The sequence below is a fragment of the Desulfitobacterium dehalogenans ATCC 51507 genome (assembly GCF_000243155.2).
Classification (GTDB): domain Bacteria; phylum Bacillota; class Desulfitobacteriia; order Desulfitobacteriales; family Desulfitobacteriaceae; genus Desulfitobacterium; species Desulfitobacterium dehalogenans.
The window spans coordinates 958,878-974,450 of the sequence record NC_018017.1 but is presented as its reverse complement, the minus strand read 5'-3'; the positions used below and the strand labels follow the sequence as shown (position 1 = coordinate 974,450).

At 48.9% G+C, this 15,573-nt stretch carries 12 protein-coding genes; all 12 read right to left on the bottom strand.

Translation table 11 applies throughout. The annotated features are described in order from the left end of the window. Nucleotides 1–37: 37 nt before the first annotated feature. Complete coding sequence (locus DESDE_RS04630) at nucleotides 38–724, bottom strand: 4Fe-4S dicluster domain-containing protein (protein WP_014792876.1); 687 nt, start codon at nucleotides 722–724, stop codon at nucleotides 38–40. Continuing rightward, entirely contained in the window at nucleotides 724–3,306 is a 2,583-nt protein-coding gene (locus tag DESDE_RS04625) for a molybdopterin-dependent oxidoreductase (RefSeq protein WP_014792875.1), read from the bottom strand. Before DESDE_RS04625 ends, DESDE_RS04630 begins: the two co-directional genes overlap by 1 nt. 329 nt (nucleotides 3,307–3,635) lie before the next feature. Beyond that, nucleotides 3,636–3,923: a ferredoxin family protein gene (locus tag DESDE_RS04620; protein WP_014792874.1), complete on the bottom strand. Its 288-nt coding sequence runs from the start codon at nucleotides 3,921–3,923 to the stop codon at nucleotides 3,636–3,638. Further along, the gene (locus DESDE_RS04615) at nucleotides 3,920–5,212 is read right to left on the bottom strand and encodes an FAD-dependent oxidoreductase (protein WP_014792873.1); all 1,293 of its coding nucleotides are present in this window, start codon (nucleotides 5,210–5,212) and stop codon (nucleotides 3,920–3,922) included. Before DESDE_RS04615 ends, DESDE_RS04620 begins: the two co-directional genes overlap by 4 nt. Before the next feature lie 63 nt (nucleotides 5,213–5,275). Continuing rightward, a complete protein-coding gene (caiB, locus tag DESDE_RS04610; RefSeq protein WP_174270139.1) occupies nucleotides 5,276–6,514 on the bottom strand; it encodes an L-carnitine CoA-transferase in 1,239 nt (412 codons plus the stop codon). 45 nt (nucleotides 6,515–6,559) lie between these two features. After that, nucleotides 6,560–8,128, bottom strand: coding sequence for a class I adenylate-forming enzyme family protein (locus DESDE_RS04605; protein WP_014792871.1), 1,569 nt, complete (start codon nucleotides 8,126–8,128; stop codon nucleotides 6,560–6,562). Nucleotides 8,129–8,187: 59 nt separating this feature from the next. After that, nucleotides 8,188–8,967 (bottom strand): TIGR03084 family metal-binding protein, encoded by a 780-nt coding sequence (locus DESDE_RS04600; protein ID WP_014792870.1) that lies wholly within the window; start codon nucleotides 8,965–8,967, stop codon nucleotides 8,188–8,190. Between the two features lie 31 nt (nucleotides 8,968–8,998). After that, nucleotides 8,999–11,056, bottom strand: a complete 2,058-nt coding sequence (locus DESDE_RS04595) for an oxidoreductase (RefSeq protein WP_014792869.1) — start codon at nucleotides 11,054–11,056, stop codon at nucleotides 8,999–9,001. Between the two features lie 165 nt (nucleotides 11,057–11,221). Beyond that, nucleotides 11,222–12,463 (bottom strand): MFS transporter, encoded by a 1,242-nt coding sequence (locus tag DESDE_RS04590; protein WP_014792868.1) that lies wholly within the window; start codon nucleotides 12,461–12,463, stop codon nucleotides 11,222–11,224. 162 nt (nucleotides 12,464–12,625) lie between these two features. Further along, entirely contained in the window at nucleotides 12,626–13,777 is a 1,152-nt protein-coding gene (locus DESDE_RS04585) for an acyl-CoA dehydrogenase (protein ID WP_014792867.1), read from the bottom strand. Nucleotides 13,778–13,816: 39 nt separating this feature from the next. Beyond that, nucleotides 13,817–14,764, bottom strand: a complete 948-nt coding sequence (locus tag DESDE_RS04580) for an electron transfer flavoprotein subunit alpha/FixB family protein (RefSeq protein ID WP_014792866.1) — start codon at nucleotides 14,762–14,764, stop codon at nucleotides 13,817–13,819. Nucleotides 14,765–14,778: 14 nt separating this feature from the next. Beyond that, nucleotides 14,779–15,549 (bottom strand): electron transfer flavoprotein, encoded by a 771-nt coding sequence (locus DESDE_RS04575; RefSeq protein WP_014792865.1) that lies wholly within the window; start codon nucleotides 15,547–15,549, stop codon nucleotides 14,779–14,781. Nucleotides 15,550–15,573: the final 24 nt, after the last annotated feature.

The following is a 15,573-nucleotide window of genomic DNA, read 5'->3' as shown; positions in this document are numbered from 1 at the left end:
TATATTTTGTCATCACTCTTTTTATTTTCTATAATTTCTACCGGTTGAGCTTGCTGGCGGACAGATAATAAACTTTAGGTTGGGTCCCTAAATCCTCCCTGAGACGAAAGGCTTGACGTTCTCGGATTAAGCGGCTTACTTCCGAGTCCGGATCATCCAGATCGCCATAGATCCGCGCCCTGGAAGGACAAGATTGAACACAAGCCGGCTCTTCCCCTTGGGAGGTGTATTGGAAACAGAAGGTACATTTCTCCACAACCCCTACCGGACGGTTGGGCGTATACACTAACCTTCTATCCTTGTCCCTTACATCAACTGGATAGCCATATTCATAGTCCTCTTTATATCCAGCCCGCTCCTTGGCTTCTTTCGGATCTTCCCAATTAAATTGCCGAACATTATAGGGACAGGCAGCAATGCAATACCGACAGCCGATGCACCGTTCAAAATCAACCAAAACGACTCCCCGTTCATCCGTATAAGTAGCTCCTACAGGGCAGACCTTTTCACAGGGCGCATTGTCACACATCTGACAGGACACCGGCAGGAAGTTCATTTGCAGATTCCCCTCTTCACCGACAGCGCTTTGATGATAGGAACTCCCGAGAGTAAAGACCCGATTCCACCAAGTTCCGGGGGGCTGGGCATTATGGGACTTACAGGCAACTGTACAGGTACGACATCCGATGCATTTATCACTATCAATGACCATTCCCAATCTCATTAAGATTCACCACCCTTTTTAACATCACAGAGGCATTCATTCCATGCGGTATTGGGGGCCCACATCCCCGGTACAAAATAGGCTTCATGGGTGGGCTTAATAAAGGGATAGGTTAAGCTGTTATAGGAAGTCTCTTTAAGATAACGGCTCCACCAGCCCTGTTCAAACATGGCGACTTTCCGCCCCACTCCGGGATCAAGAACAGCATAGGCTTTGAGAATTCCCCGGGCATTATAGAGCTCCACTTCATCCCCTTCCCGAATTCCTTTTTCATCAGCATCCGTTGGATTGAGCCAAACCCTGGCTTTGCCTTCCTGCAGCTCGTTCATCCAGATATTATTGGAATGGGTGGAATGCACCCGGTAGATAGCGTTACGAGTAACAAAGTTGAAGGTATATTTCTCACGGGCCTCCGGGTGCAGAGCGTATTCACTTTCTACAAAGGGCGGCTTATGGACCGGCAGTTGTTCTCCCGATTCCAGGAAAATGTCCTCATCTTTGTAGAATTCAATCCGCCCGCTTTTGACGAATTGAGCCGTTTGCTCCAACTTAGCGGGGAGACTTTGAGGTGGAAAAGGCAGTTTTGAATGAACTTGCTCATAAAAGGGAATCTGCCGATCGCCGGGAACTTGTGATTTTAAGCGTACCGGTCCCTGCTTGAGCTGTTCCAGGCTAATCCCCGCCACCGCCGGCCCGCCGGTGCGGAGCATGAGTTTGATCGCCTCTTCGGCTGCCTGATCCGGTTCCAGTCCAGGGTAAAAATAGTTCTCAAATTCGGGGTTCAAACGTTTTGCTAATTCTCTTATAATCCAGAGCTCGGGTTTCCCCTCATAAACAGGAGGGATGGCCGGCTGCTGCAGCTGGAGGTAAGGATGGACAGGAGTTGCTACCAGATCCATTTTTTCGTACCAAGTGACTCCTGGAAGAACCACATGACTGTACTCACAGCTTGTGGTCATTTGGAAGTCCATCGTTGCCACGAATTCCAGTTCTCCGGATTGGACCCGTTCGCGAAGAATATTAGCCATATTGTGTTGATCAAAGGGGTTCCCCCAGCCGAAAATCAAGGCCTTGATTCCATGTTCTGGGTAGGCGGCTTTCATACGGGATGTAGGCCCATTAAGGACATAGAGGAAGGGCAGCCAGTTTTGCTTGCGTCCTTCCGGAACCCACCATTCACCTACTTTTAAGCGGATTCGATATTGCCCGGCATAGGTTGAAATCCCTGCACCCGGTTGCCCGATATTCCCCGTTAGGACATTGATTAGAGCCAAGGCCCGTCCCTTAAGATCCCCATGATACCATTGATAATTACTGGCCCCGTAGACGATATGAAGGGGTTTGGCAGTGGCCATTTCTCTGGCTATACGGACAAGGGTATCCGGCCCCATTCCCGATTCTTTTTCCACGGCTTCCGGGGTATAGTCATGCAGTTGTTCCCTAAGAAGCTGGAAAACAGTTTTAACATTGACCTTCTCTCCGCTCTTAAGCGGGACCTCCGCTTCTCCTTCCAGAATAAGATCTTGAGGCAGATCCAGCTTCTCCGGATGAACTGCCAAAAGACCTCCATTAAAGGCTACATAGACCTCCCGGTAGGCTGGTGTATCTGTTGGTTTCGTCAGGCCTTCTACTTCATCTGCCTTAAGTCGTTTTCCATTATCTGTACGCACCAAGAGAGGCAGATCGGTGAAGGTTTTTATAAAGCTTTCATCATAAAGCCCCTCATCGAGAATGACTTTGCATATGCCTAAGGCTACCGCGGCATCACTACTCCCCTGGATGGGAATCCACTCATCGGCTTTGGCGGCCGTGGGACTATAACTGGGGTCGAAGACAACCACCTTCGTTCCCCGGTTTCTCGCCTCCACCAGGAAATGGGCGTCCGGAAGACGAGTCGCTAGAATATTAGAACCAAAGATAGCCATATATTTTGAGTTCAGCCATTCTTTCGGTTCAAGCTCCTCAGATTGAACACCGAAGGTCATGGGCCAGAACATGGGAAGATCTCCATTTTGGTCATAGGCATGATGAATATTCCATCCTGCTAAGGTGGCCAGCCGTGATACGGCTCCCTTGTGGACATAACTTGTCCCGCCGACTTGGAAAGCGACTCCAATGGATTCGGGACCGTACTTTTCAGCGATTCCCTTGAGTCTCTGGGCTGTATAATCAAGGGCCTCTTCCCATGTAGCCTGCTGCAACTCATCCACACCAGGTTGTCCTTTTTGAATTAAAGGAGTTTGCAAGCGGTCCGGACCATAAACCAGATTCATCATGGATAGACCTTTCAGGCATCCCCGAGGATTATAATCCTCATCCGGATAATCTGCGGCTTGGATGATAGCCTTGATTTGGTTATTTTCTACAATAGCATTCATTCCGCAAGCCCCGGTACAGTTGGGGGAACAAGTGGTCCGAATGGTTTTGAGATCAGGAGCATTTTCTCCCTCTCCAGAGACAACCTCCCCGGCGGCAGCCTTCCGGGCAATTCCAACAGCTCCCATGGTGCCTACCAATACTCCTGTTGCTGCTGTACCTTTTAGAAATTGGCGTCGCGAGAGTCTAGCCTTGCCTTTTTCCACTACATATCACTCCAATTCCAACCTTTTGTCTTGAATAAGCACTTTTTAAGGTTTTAAACTATAAGAAGTAGCAAGTTCTGTGCCAAGATTAAAAGAATTGAATTAGTAATTGAAAAATCCCATATTAGCAGGGTTCCGGAGCTTTTGAGAAAAAATTTTTTGACTATCAATCTCGCAAATTCTCTAAGGAGACCTTCTAAAAAACAAGAAACCCTCTAGAAATCTAGAGGGTTAAAATCCCAGAAAAAGATCCTTTGCACATGCTCAGGAAAAATCCGCACTATGTCATTTTTTCCATTGATTTATTGCTTTCTATATCCAACAAAACATTATCCATATCTAAATTCCACACCTAAGGTCCCCAGCGGAAACTCCCACTTTTCGAGGAGGGTTTTACCGCAAAGCACCCGGCAGGTGCCGCATTCCAGACACCCGGCGTAGTCGAACTGAATATTGCCGCTTTCATTGATTGTATATAGTCCTGCAGGGCAGGCCAGGACCAATTTGCGATATTCCGCCCGGTCGATATTCCCCTCTTTTATGACAATATGGGCGTTCTCTTCATCCACATGGAACTTATTGACCCCAAGCTTCTGATCGACGTTAACCTGACTCATAGCGAACGCACCCCCTTCCAGCCGTCTTTGGCAAGGTTTAGCAGTCCTATCTTGCTCACATGCTGCATAATGGTTTTTCTTAGAGGCTGTGCCGGTTCTCCTTTGACCACAAACAGATCCGCCAACAAATCGGTGGCCATTTTCGGATATCCATTGAAGATTCTCGGAGTGTCCTCCAAGAAATGGGGGAAATCCTTATAGTGTTTTAAGTCCTGCATGACAAAGCTTTGATCCAATAAGCCTTGGTAACATTGAAGGTATCCCTCACTGAAATCTTGGGCTTCTTTGGCCTTAAGGACAGCTTTCGCTGCACATTCAGCCGATGCCACGGCAAAGTCCATCCCGCGTACCATATAACCTAAATTGATGCAGAATCCTGCCGCATCTCCGACGACTAAAACTCCATTCCCAACAATCTTTGGGATCATGGCTAAACCGGCTTCCGGTACAAGATGACCGGAATACTCGATCATCTTTCCATCCTTAATGAGCGGTTGGATAGACGGGTGTTGTTTAAAATCCTCCAACATTTGCGGTACTGTTTTGTTTCCCTTGATCACGTCGCTTAACGTCGTGACTACTCCCAGGGAAATGCTCGATTTATTCGTATACAGGAATCCACCGCCCACACGCCCGTCAGAGGGGGACCCGGCAAACAACCAGGCCGTTCCTTCATTGCCGTTGCAGTTAAAACGCTCTTCAATGACCCGAGACGGTAATTCAATAATTTCTTTCGCTCCCACGGCGACATGGTGCGTCGCTAACTCTCCCCGGAATCCTAATTTCTGAGCCAAGAGAGAATTGACACCATCGGCGAGAATTGTGATATCAGCCTCCAGTTCATCTTCCCCTGCAACCACACCGCAGACTTTCCCCTCACGAAGGATTAAATCATCGACCCGGATACCCGGTATAATTTGGACACCGGCTTCTTCAGCTTTTTCGGCCAGCCACTGGTCAAAGACCCCTCTCAAAACGGAATAAGAATCGCTGCCCTGCACTCCCAGCAGGGAAGAATAGAAATCCAGAGTAACATTGCTTTCTTCGGTCATTAAGCTGATTTTTTCTCTGGTAATTTTGCGTTCGACGGGAGCTTCCCGGGCAAAATACGGCATGATCTTTTCCAGGCTATGGCTATAGATCCGCCCCCCTGTCATATTTTTGCTGCCCGCATAATTGCCCCGTTCTACAAGGATGACTTCCAATCCTTCCTTAGCCAGCAAATAAGCAGCTACTGTTCCGGCGATCCCGCCTCCGACGACTATTGCATCGAATTTATCCTCTGACATTGCTTACACCCCTTTGCATCTTACTCATTGCCAATCACCGGCATCTTTTGATGCTTCTCTGCTTCAGATATTGTTTATATAATCTCTTTGGGTCAGGACTCCTTTGGCATATAATTCTTTAATCTGCTCTTCAGAGAGCCCCAGATCCGTCAGAATATCTTCGTTGTCCATGCCTATATTGGGAGCTCCCCGCCAGATTTTAGCAGGGTGGTTTTTAAATTTAGGAAAAATGTTGACTCCCCTTATAGGTTCCCCATTGGCTTTCTTCCACTGGGTAAACACTTCCCGGGCCACATACTGGGGGTCCTTAAGGCAATCGTTGTAATCCATAATTCTGGAACAAGGCACGCCATTGGCTAAGAAGGCTTTCTCGACCTCCTCTGCTGTATGGGACTGACAGAAAGCTTTAATCTTTTCCTCCAAAACTTGTCCTTCAGAGGAAGAAAGGTAGAGAAGATTTGTACTGGACGGGATTTTTTCCGTACCGAACTCGATACCCATAAAAGGCAGACCTCTTTTCAGCACTCCCGCACCTAAATAAAGCATATAGACTTCTTTTTCATCCAGACAGCTATAAGTCCCATAGCCGGCAAAATATGCACTATGGCTGCCCTCTTTAACAAAGGGAATCCCCTGTTCCAGAAAATCCATGGGATATCGGGACTGAGTGCGCATCAGGACTTCATATTGGGCTAAATCAATGCTTTCCCCCCGGCCTGTTTCCCTGCTTTTCATGACAGCCGCTACAGAGGTTCCGAAGGCGAACAAAGCGCTCATATAATCAGCAGTTAAGGGATTAGTGGGCATGGAAGGCATCCCTGGAAATCCATTCATAGCCATATAGCCGCCAAAAGCCTGAGCGATGGGATCATAACTGGGCCGGTTCATATAGTCCGGCAGACCGGTTTGCCCAAAACCGGAAATCTTTACGATAACCAGGCGGGGATTTCGCTCCCAGAGCACTTCATCTCCCAGGCCCATTTTTTCGTACTGCCCGCCCCTGGCTGCTGAAATAAAAACATCCGTATCTTCCATCAGCTTCAGGAATATTTCTTTTCCCTCGGGAAGGGATATATCAATAGAAAGATTCCGCTGATTGCGGCGGTCCTGCTGCCAGGCATTGCCGGTGGCTACACGGCTCATACAGGGAACCTTGGCATTTTCGATCCAAATGACATCCGCCCCATATTCGGCATAGAGCTCCGCCGCAAAAGGGCCGGCAATAGAAACGGTATTGTGAACGACTTTTACACCGGATAACAGGCCAAAATGAGGGATTTCTGCTCTTGTTACCATGATCATAACCTCACTTTATTTAGCACTCTCTGATAAGCAATCCGCCCCGGCTCAGGATTCAATAAGATGTCCGTAGATTCCCCGGTATTTTTTTCTGAGTCTGAATTTCTGAATCTTGCCGGCACTATCCACGGGAAACTCATCGAGAAACTCCACATAGCGCGGCTTTTTATAGCTGGATAAATCCCTTTTGCAGTGTTCCTGAATGTCTTCCGCCGCTGCGGTGTATCCCGCCCTGAGTTTGATGACGGCCATGACGGCCTCCCCAAAGGTTTTGTCAGGCACCCCAATCACCGAGCAATCCAAAACCGCGGGGTGTTTGCGAATGACGGCTTCCACTTCCTGGGCGAAAACATTCTCGCCCCCGGTTTTTATCATGTCTTTTTTCCGATCCACCATATAATAGAGGCCTTCCTCATCCTGCCTCATCATATCCCCGGTACGTGTCCAGCCATCAGCGATGGTCTCGTCCGTTAACTCCGGTTGCTTGTAGTAGCCTGAAAAGATAGCCGGTCCTTTGGCAATCCCTTCTCCCACCTCACCTTGGGGAACATCTTTTCCTGCCTCATCCACAATTCTCAGTTGGAAAAAGGGCATCGGTCTTCCTACGCTTTGGGTCTTCTCCGGGTGATGCAAAGCCATTTCCCTGGTGATCCGGTGAACAGTCCCTGCTCCCGTCTCGGTTTGCCCCCAGCCGTAATACACTTCACAGTTGGGAAAGGCCTCAACCATCTTCTGTACAATGGCAGGAGAGGTACCTCCTGCGGAAGTATGCACGACTTTGACCGAGCTCACATCATAGTCTCCAAAAGCCGGTGCATCGATTAAGCGCAGATAGGTGCTCGGCGGCAACAGCAGCATATAGGTTACCCGTTCTTTCTGAATCTGCCTCAGGATCTCTACCGGATCAAATCCGTCGCAAATAACAAATTGCGCACCGGTAGCCATAACACAAAGCATCCAGGTTATCCCGCCCTGATGATGCAAGGGGGACTGGGTCAGCACCACCTCATCCGAGCTGGCTCCCATTTTATTGGAGGTCATGACCCCAATCGTCTGGAAGAGGTCAGCCTCGTGGGTGCGCATAACTCCTTTGGAACGCCCTGTGGTCCCTCCGGTGAACTGAATTCGGAATAAATCCCGGCGGTCAACAGCAATATCCGGTTCACTGGTATTGCCATACTCCAGCAGTTTCTCGAAGGAATATTCACCAGGGGCGGGCTCTCCCAGGCGAATAATATGCTTTACCGTCCTGAAGCTGCCCTTTACTTCACTTACCGGCCCATCATACAACCGGCTGTAGACAAAAACATCACATTCCACTGAGTCCAGCAGGCATTTTATTTCTCTGGATACCAGCCGATGATTGAGGGGCACGGCAATGGCACCGATCTTGGCAATGGCAAAGAATAACTCGACAATTTCGATGGAGTTCGGAAAAAGATAGCCGATCTTATCCCCCTTGCCAATGCCGAGATCCAGGAATGCATGAGCCAGGGCGTTTACCCTGCAATTCAATTCTTGATACGTTAAGCGCTCGTCCTTGCAGACAAGGGCAATTTTGTCAGGGTATCTGGCTGAATTCAGGGTCAGAAAGTTCCCTACGTTCATCGGATACATGATTGATTCTCCTTTCCGACAAGGTAGTGTTGAATACTTCATCTCAGATGCGCAGGATCTTACCTTTGTCGTTTTGCTGCCGGTGCCGGGTCGGCCCATCCTGCATAAGTCTGAACGATCGAAGCATAGCGCCGGGCTTCTTCTCCCACGACTTCCAAATCCGTGTCCATCCAGTTCCGGCGGCGAATGGCCACGAGAGCCCAGTCTTTGGCACTGCCCTTAATCCTGTTTTCTGCGCTTGGCTCTCCTTTGGCCCAGATCTCCCCGGAGGGAAGGATAAGCTCCAGATAAATGGGAGTAGCGGGCATTTCCAAATCATTGATCCGATAGGCATTAGGTCTGGCTTGCCAGGATAAGAACAGGGTACTGGTAATCCGCTCCCGAACCACCGGCTCCAGTCCCAAAGCGTCATAGATATCCACAGAGTGAGCCCACAGCTCCATTAAGCGGGCAGATGCCAGTGACTTGGCCGACATAGGCAGCCCTGGGGCCCAGGGTATCCTGTCTTTGGGGTTTTTCTCATAAAAAGAAGCTGCCATCCGTGTACGTTCTTCCCGCCACCAGCTTAGGACTTCAGCTCCGGTCAGGTGATGAAAGCTTGTCGCTCTGACATATTGATCCTGACCTGACTCAGCATCGGCCAGCTTCACCAGGTCTTCCGCTTCACCGCTCATCAGCTTGTTGGCTGCATAATCAAAGAATGCAATATGAATAATGGCATCTTTAATATTCCACATTTCTACGGGCAGGGGTTTCAGCCACTGTTCCTCACTTAAGTCAGACACCAAGGTATCCACCAGGGATTGTTCCGCTAATAAATCACTAAGAATTGCCTTCATGAGCCTTCCTCCTTGCTTCATCCGAATTATCTTAGATTTGGCAAGCCGCTTTGTAGCCTGCTTTGGTCGCATCAGCCATACGGGCAGGACTGCTGCAGTCTCCTACGGCATAGACTTCGGAAACTTTGCCCTTGATGGCTTCCGCCAGCTCCATGTTCTCTTCAAAGCCCAAAGTTACCGCCACTGTATTGGCTTGATGGAATGTCTCTGAGCCATCTTCATGAACGACCTTAACTCCTGCTCTGGTGATGGCCTTTACTTTTGTCAGGGTCTCCATCTCTACCCGGGGGGATTTCTTAAAGACTGGAACAATATGGAAACGGTCACTGCCGCCCACATCATGACCAATTTTCTTTTTTTCTTCGATGATTACAAGATCCCGGTCATAATGCATCATTTCTTTGGCCAGCTCACAGCCCGGCAAACCGCCGCCGATGATGGCAATTTTCTTGCCCAGAGGCCAGGGGAATCTGCCCATGAAGGTACGGGCTAAATCCGGGGTATAGAAAAACTTCAAGAAGACAGAACCGCAGTTATACATAATTTTATTCATTATCCCCGGTTTTTGGGGAGGCTTGCCATTGAGCAATTCCAGGAAGTCATGGGATTTGACCACATTCCCGCCTTCCGCTCCCGGTACCTTCAGATCAATCGGATGTCCCCCGACGGCCACAACGACTGCATCGGGTTTTTCACGGGCTGCCAGATCAGGGGTAACGGCAGTATTAAAATTGACTTTAATTTCAGGATGTTTCTTGAGCAGGGTTTTATAATAGGTGTTCAGGCGATCATAGGTCGGGCTGAAGATGGCACTCATGACCAAACAGCCTCCTAAACGGGGTCCCCGCTCGTAGATCGTCACTTTATGCCCTCTTTGGGCTGCAGTAACAGCTGCCGCCAGTCCCCCCGGCCCACTGCCGATGACCATGACCTTCTTGGTCTTATTCGCTTGGGCAAGAGGTTTTTCCAATTCCTCTCCCAAGCGGGGATTCACTCCGCAATAATTCAAAGGTTTTCCCTGGCTGATGACGTCATCCAGGCAGCGGCAGCAGCAGATGCATTTGTTAATGTCTTCCGGTCTGCCTTCCATGACTTTTTTGGCAAATTCAGGGTCGGCAATATTGTATCTCAGGCCTGCGATCACGTCGGCCTTATCCTTCGCCAGAATTTCTTCCATATTAAAAGGATCTGTATTTCTATAGGCGGTGGCCACCGGTACTTTGGCTACGGATTTGATTTTTTCGGAAACCCAGGACCAATGCCCTTCCGGCACATCCTTAATGGTTAAGGGTACGGAAGTTTCATGCCAGCCCGGAGCTAAGTTGTGCAAAACAGCGCCCGCCTTTTCCAGGATCTCCACAATCTGTAAAGACTCTTCCATGGTTAAGCTGCCTTTGATAAAATCCACCGGGGACCAGCGGACAATGATAGGATAATCATCCCCGCAGGCTTTTTTGATCTCTGCCATAACTTCAACCGTCAGTCTGCATCTGTTTTCCAAGCTGCCGCCGTATTCATCCGTCCGATCGTTGGTCGCCAGGGACATAAAGCGGTTCAAAATGCCACCGACACCTGCCATGACCTCCACCCCGTCCCAGCCGGCTTTTTGCAGCGTAACAGAGCATTGGACGATATTTTCCTTGAAAATCCGTATATGCTCTTTCGTCATGGGTTTGGGACTATGCTTGGAGATAGATAAGGTGGATGGGCCCCAGTATTCTTCCTTCTCTTCCGGCGCGGACTTCCAGTCATGCACGGCATAAGGCTGGCCAACGATCAGCCCCCCATGTTTATGCACAACCTCAGCCATCTTGCTCAGATGGGGGAGATGTTCCTCCGCATAGCCCAGGGGCAAAGGATGGAGATGATCCAACTGACTCTTAAGTCTGGGATAAAAGCAAACGGTTTGGCAAATTAAGGCCGTTCCGCCGGCAGCTCTTTCCTCCAGGTAATTATAAAATCTCAGAGTCGGCTGTCCTTCTTCATTGGTATAGTCATGGCCCGGGGACATGGATGTAGTTATCATGCGGTTTTTCAGAAGCATACTGCCTAATTTGATGGGAGAACTTAATAATGGAAATTGTGACATAAGCGTTCCTTCCTTTATCCTATGGGATTATTCTTTAGTGCATTGATGACTTCAAGGGGCTATTTAGAATGTAAACCTCAATCGAGACTGTCCATGATTGAGGTTTACATCATGCTTAGGATCTTTATTTCAGTTCAGGGGAGTTGGAATGGGAATCAGCCTAGTTTATACATGGACCAGCTTTTTGCCGACCTTAACGGCTCCGAAGAGCATCAGGATAGCAATGGCCAGGGTCACAATATTCATCTGCCAGGCAAAGACAAAGCTTTGAGTGATATCGAAGATTCTTCCATAGATAATTGCAGCTGAGGCGGCCATTAACTGCTGCACCAAGGTAACGTTGGCATAGATTTTTCCATAATCTTTTTCGCCAAAGATCCCTTTGACAATCAGAGGCAGCATAACGGTCAGTGAGGAAAAACAAATACCAAAGAAAACCAAACCGGCATAGAATACGCTGACATTGGAGCCCCCGGCCAAAATAATCAAGACCCCTGCTATGCCGCAGGACAGAGCCGCAACCATAGAGGGAAGGAAGCCTTTGCGGTCCGTTAACCAGCCCCAGAAGATTTTCCCGCCCATATTGGCAAGGTTCAGAATGGTCATGGCATAGGCCCCAAAAGCAGTCGCCAGCCCGATTGAACTAGCATATCCCGGAATCTGAGTGTTCATGGAGGAATACAAGACCACCGCACAAGCTATGAACATAACCATATATAGTGCAGGGGATTTCAGGGAATCAGCGGCAGATACCCCTTTCAGAGATACAGCGGCTTTCGTCTGCTGCCCTGAGGCTCCTTCTTCATAACCATAAGGTTTCAGACCAACATCGGCAGGTTTAAAATTAACAAATAAGAGAATACCGGGGATGGCAATGACCCAGGCCGCGATGGACATGGCGAGGCGGGCGGTTCTCCATCCATACTCCGTAATCAGCATTCCGGCAACAGGGTTGGCTATGGCTGAGCCCAGGGTTCCAATGGCCAGGGCGATACCTAAAACCATACCGGTCTTTTTGTTGAACCAGTTGCTGATGATGACCGGAAGGGTCAGGTACATAATGACAGAATAGCCCAGACCCATGAGAACACCGGAGATGTTCCAGGCCATGACGGTTTGGAACTGAGACGCAGCACCGGTAGCAGCACACACAAGGGTCATACTGACGAAGAGCAAAACTTTTGAATTCACTTTATAAAGAAGTCTGCTGGCAATGGGCTGGGTTAAAGCCATGGTCAGCATATAAATGGTCAAATACCAGGATGCATCGGTCCTGCTCCAACCCATTTCTTTGGAAACCGGAGTCAGATACAGACCATTGGTATTCCCAAGCATTCCCAACGCGGCAAAGAACAATAGGGCTAAAGATAGAAATACAAGCCATGGACGAGTCGATTGTTTACTCATGTCTTATCCCTTCCTTTTGAAAAATAAACTGATAAGTTCCTCGAATGATTATATTTGCTTTCCCCATCCGCTTACTTCCCTGACACCTCTTTTCCTTGGATTTGGGGAAATAAATAACTGGAAAAAGGATTGAGAAAACAGTGATAAGCTGTGCCCGGCGGTTTATTTATATTGCTTTAAAATGGCTCTTCCCGCTGCGTGAATCATGATCTCGTCCGTACCGCCACCAATCCTAAAGACCCGGGCATCCAGCCATAACCTGGAAATACGGGCATCCTTGGTGTAACCGATTCCGCCCATGATTTGCAGGGCATCGTCAATGACCTCATTGGCCGCTTGTGCACAATATAATTTGGCAATTGCCGAAGAGATTTGTACCGGAAGTCCGTTGTCCACTTCCCAAGCGCATTTGTAGACCATGTTTTTCATGTTTTCAATTTTGGCTTTCATAAAGGTGAGTTTTTCTTGAATCAGCTGGAAAGATCCAATCGTTTTACCAAACTGCACCCGTTGGTTGGCGTAACGGACGGCATCTTCAAAAGCGCACTCTGCCATGCCCAGTACTGAGGCCGCCATCAACAAGCGTTCCATCTCAAAGTTGTATAAGACTTGCATAAAGCCATTGCCTTCCACACCGACAAGATCTTTTTCTTCGACTTCCACATCTTCCAGGTAGACTTCACAAGTATCCTGCATATGCCAGCCGATCTTTTCCAGCTTTTCGATCTTAATGCCGGGAGCATTCATGGGAACCCACCACATACTAAAGGCGTTGCGTTTGTCGGCATTGCCGGCCTCTTCCGAATTGCGGGCCAGGCAGAGCATATAGGGTGCCCGCAGTGCTCCGCTCATGAAGGTTTTGTGGCCGTTGATATAGACCTTGCCGTTTTTGCGGGTATAAGTGGTCGCAGCGGCACTGCTGTCGGAACCAGCTTGAGGCTCTGTAAACCCTAAGACGAAGGCCACTCCGCCTCTTTGCACTTCAGCCATGGTATCGGCGATTTGCTCCTCGGAACCAAAGTGGAGCATATCGGCAATGGATAATGCTTGTCCGAATACAAAGTGAGGACCGCCGTTCTTGGTGATTTCCTCAGCAACCAGCATCATGGTCAGGTTATCCACCGGGGTGCCGCCGTGTTCTTCCGGAACTCCTAACATCCCAAAACCATTATCCATGAGTGCCTGGACGAACTTCATGGGATGCTCGCCTTTTTCGTAGCATTCTTTCATATAGTCTTCTGTACAATCCCTGGCCATAACTTCCCTAAGGCTTTCGAGCAGTAATTCTTGTTCTTCTGTCAGTCTAAAATCCATTAACTTTCCCTCCGATAAGTTCCTTATATTTGCCTTTGCCTATTTTTCTGCCTTAAACTTCTCAATTAAGGAAGGAAGAATCTTATAAAAATCTCCCACGATTCCATAATCGGCCTGGCTGAAAATCGGTGCTGCTTTATCCTTATTGATGGCTACGATGGCCTTGGCCTGATTGACTCCCACCATATGCTGAACCTGACCGGAAATACCTAAGGCCAGATAGAGATCGGGTTTGAGCATAGCACCGGATACACCGATATACCTCTCTTTGGGCAGCCAGTTCATTCCTTCAGCAACAGGTCGGGAACAGCCCACTTCAGCTTCCATCAGGCCGGCCAGTTCTTCAACCATCTTGAGGTCTTCCTGTTGAGCAAGGCCACGGCCAATACCTACAACCCGTTTGGCCGCATTCAGGTTGACTTCTGAACTTGCTTTGCTCTTTTTCTCCAGGAGCTTGATTTTAGCGGCGGGTTCTGAAAATTCCACCTTGATGATTGAGCCTTGACGTCCGGCATCTTCCGCAAGAGGAGTAAAAACCCCGGTTCCAACCGTAATGATCGCTGTTTGCGGCTGAATTCTCTCGGTGCGGAAAGCCGCTCCTCCATAGACCATGTGCTGGATTTGAACCTTATTTCCGTCCGTCAGGATCTCAACTGCATCAACCAGGGCAGATGTCCCCAGCCCTGCTGCCAAACGGCCGGCGATCAGTTTTCCTCTTTTGGTCGGCTGGACCAACAGAGCATCCGGTTTTTCTTCTTGGAGCAGCTTCAGAATAGTCTCCACATAATCTTCCCTAAGGGTCTCCGGCCTGAGAGTACCTAGCCAATAAACTTTATCCGCACCCATCTCAATGGCTTTGTCAGCCTCTTCCTTTTCTCCCCATAGAATTGCGGAGACTTCCTCTCCCAGCTGGCGTCCGCCTGCGCATAGCTGACCTAAGCCTATTTGTTTTTCTGCCAGTATCCAAACTTTTTTCAATATGCTCATCTCTTTCACCATCCTTAAAGAAGTTCTTTGCGAATATGCGCAAACAATTGCTGAATGACTTCTTCCGATTCGCCTTCCCAAATGATCTTCTTGCGATCCGCTTGTTCCGGTGCCAGAGTGCTCACCACTTCAGTGGGAATATCAATACCAGTCATACCAATGGCCGTAAGATCCCAAACTGTCGTCGGCTTCTTCCCGGCAGCCAGGATATTTTTCATGCTGGGAATCCGGGACAGGTTAATATCCGTAGTTACCGAGATCACCGCAGGTAAGGGGATCTCCAGTACTTCAATCTCGTTCTCCAGGGTGCGCTCTGCAATCAATCGATCTCCATCTGGTGTCATTTTGCTGATCCCATTGATCGTCGCGACATTCAGCATCTGGCCCAGTTGGGCTCCCACCTGTTGTGCATATAAGTCCGAGGACCCTTCACCGCAGATAACCAAGTCAAAGGCGCCGATTTTACGGATGGCGGCAGCTAAGGTCTGGGCCGTTGTATAGCTGTCTGCATTCCCTAATTTCTCATCGACGACCAAATAAAGCTCCTCTGGGCCTCTGGAAAGAATCCCTTTCTTGAGTTTGGAGTTATCCAACTCCTTGCCGCCAATACTTAAGGCCATGACTTTGCCGCCTGCAGCTTCGGCAATTTCCACCCCGGCTTCCACGGCATTCAGGTCATATTGCCCGATTTTCCATTCGGCCCGGGCGAAAGACAAGCTGCGATCCTTCTCAACCACAATATCCTGTTCTTCCGGAACGATTTTGTAGCATGCAATAATGTTCATCAATTCCCACCTCATTTTTGTGTA

Bases quoted from the DNA above. Each gene is read 5' to 3' on its own strand.
- DESDE_RS04580 (WP_014792866.1), bottom strand. From the start codon at position 14,764: ATGAGCATATTGAAAAAAGTTTGGATACTGGCAGAAAAACAAATAGGC.
- DESDE_RS04615 (WP_014792873.1), bottom strand. From the start codon at position 5,212: ATGTCAGAGGATAAATTCGATGCAATAGTCGTCGGAGGCGGGATCGCC.
- DESDE_RS04595 (WP_014792869.1), bottom strand. From the start codon at position 11,056: ATGTCACAATTTCCATTATTAAGTTCTCCCATCAAATTAGGCAGTATG.
- DESDE_RS04590 (WP_014792868.1), bottom strand. From the start codon at position 12,463: ATGAGTAAACAATCGACTCGTCCATGGCTTGTATTTCTATCTTTAGCC.
- caiB (WP_174270139.1), bottom strand. From the start codon at position 6,514: ATGATCATGGTAACAAGAGCAGAAATCCCTCATTTTGGCCTGTTATCC.
- DESDE_RS04600 (WP_014792870.1), bottom strand. From the start codon at position 8,967: ATGAAGGCAATTCTTAGTGATTTATTAGCGGAACAATCCCTGGTGGAT.
- DESDE_RS04575 (WP_014792865.1), bottom strand. From the start codon at position 15,549: ATGAACATTATTGCATGCTACAAAATCGTTCCGGAAGAACAGGATATT.
- DESDE_RS04630 (WP_014792876.1), bottom strand. From the start codon at position 724: ATGAGATTGGGAATGGTCATTGATAGTGATAAATGCATCGGATGTCGT.
- DESDE_RS04585 (WP_014792867.1), bottom strand. From the start codon at position 13,777: ATGGATTTTAGACTGACAGAAGAACAAGAATTACTGCTCGAAAGCCTT.
- DESDE_RS04605 (WP_014792871.1), bottom strand. From the start codon at position 8,128: ATGTATCCGATGAACGTAGGGAACTTTCTGACCCTGAATTCAGCCAGA.
- DESDE_RS04620 (WP_014792874.1), bottom strand. From the start codon at position 3,923: ATGAGTCAGGTTAACGTCGATCAGAAGCTTGGGGTCAATAAGTTCCAT.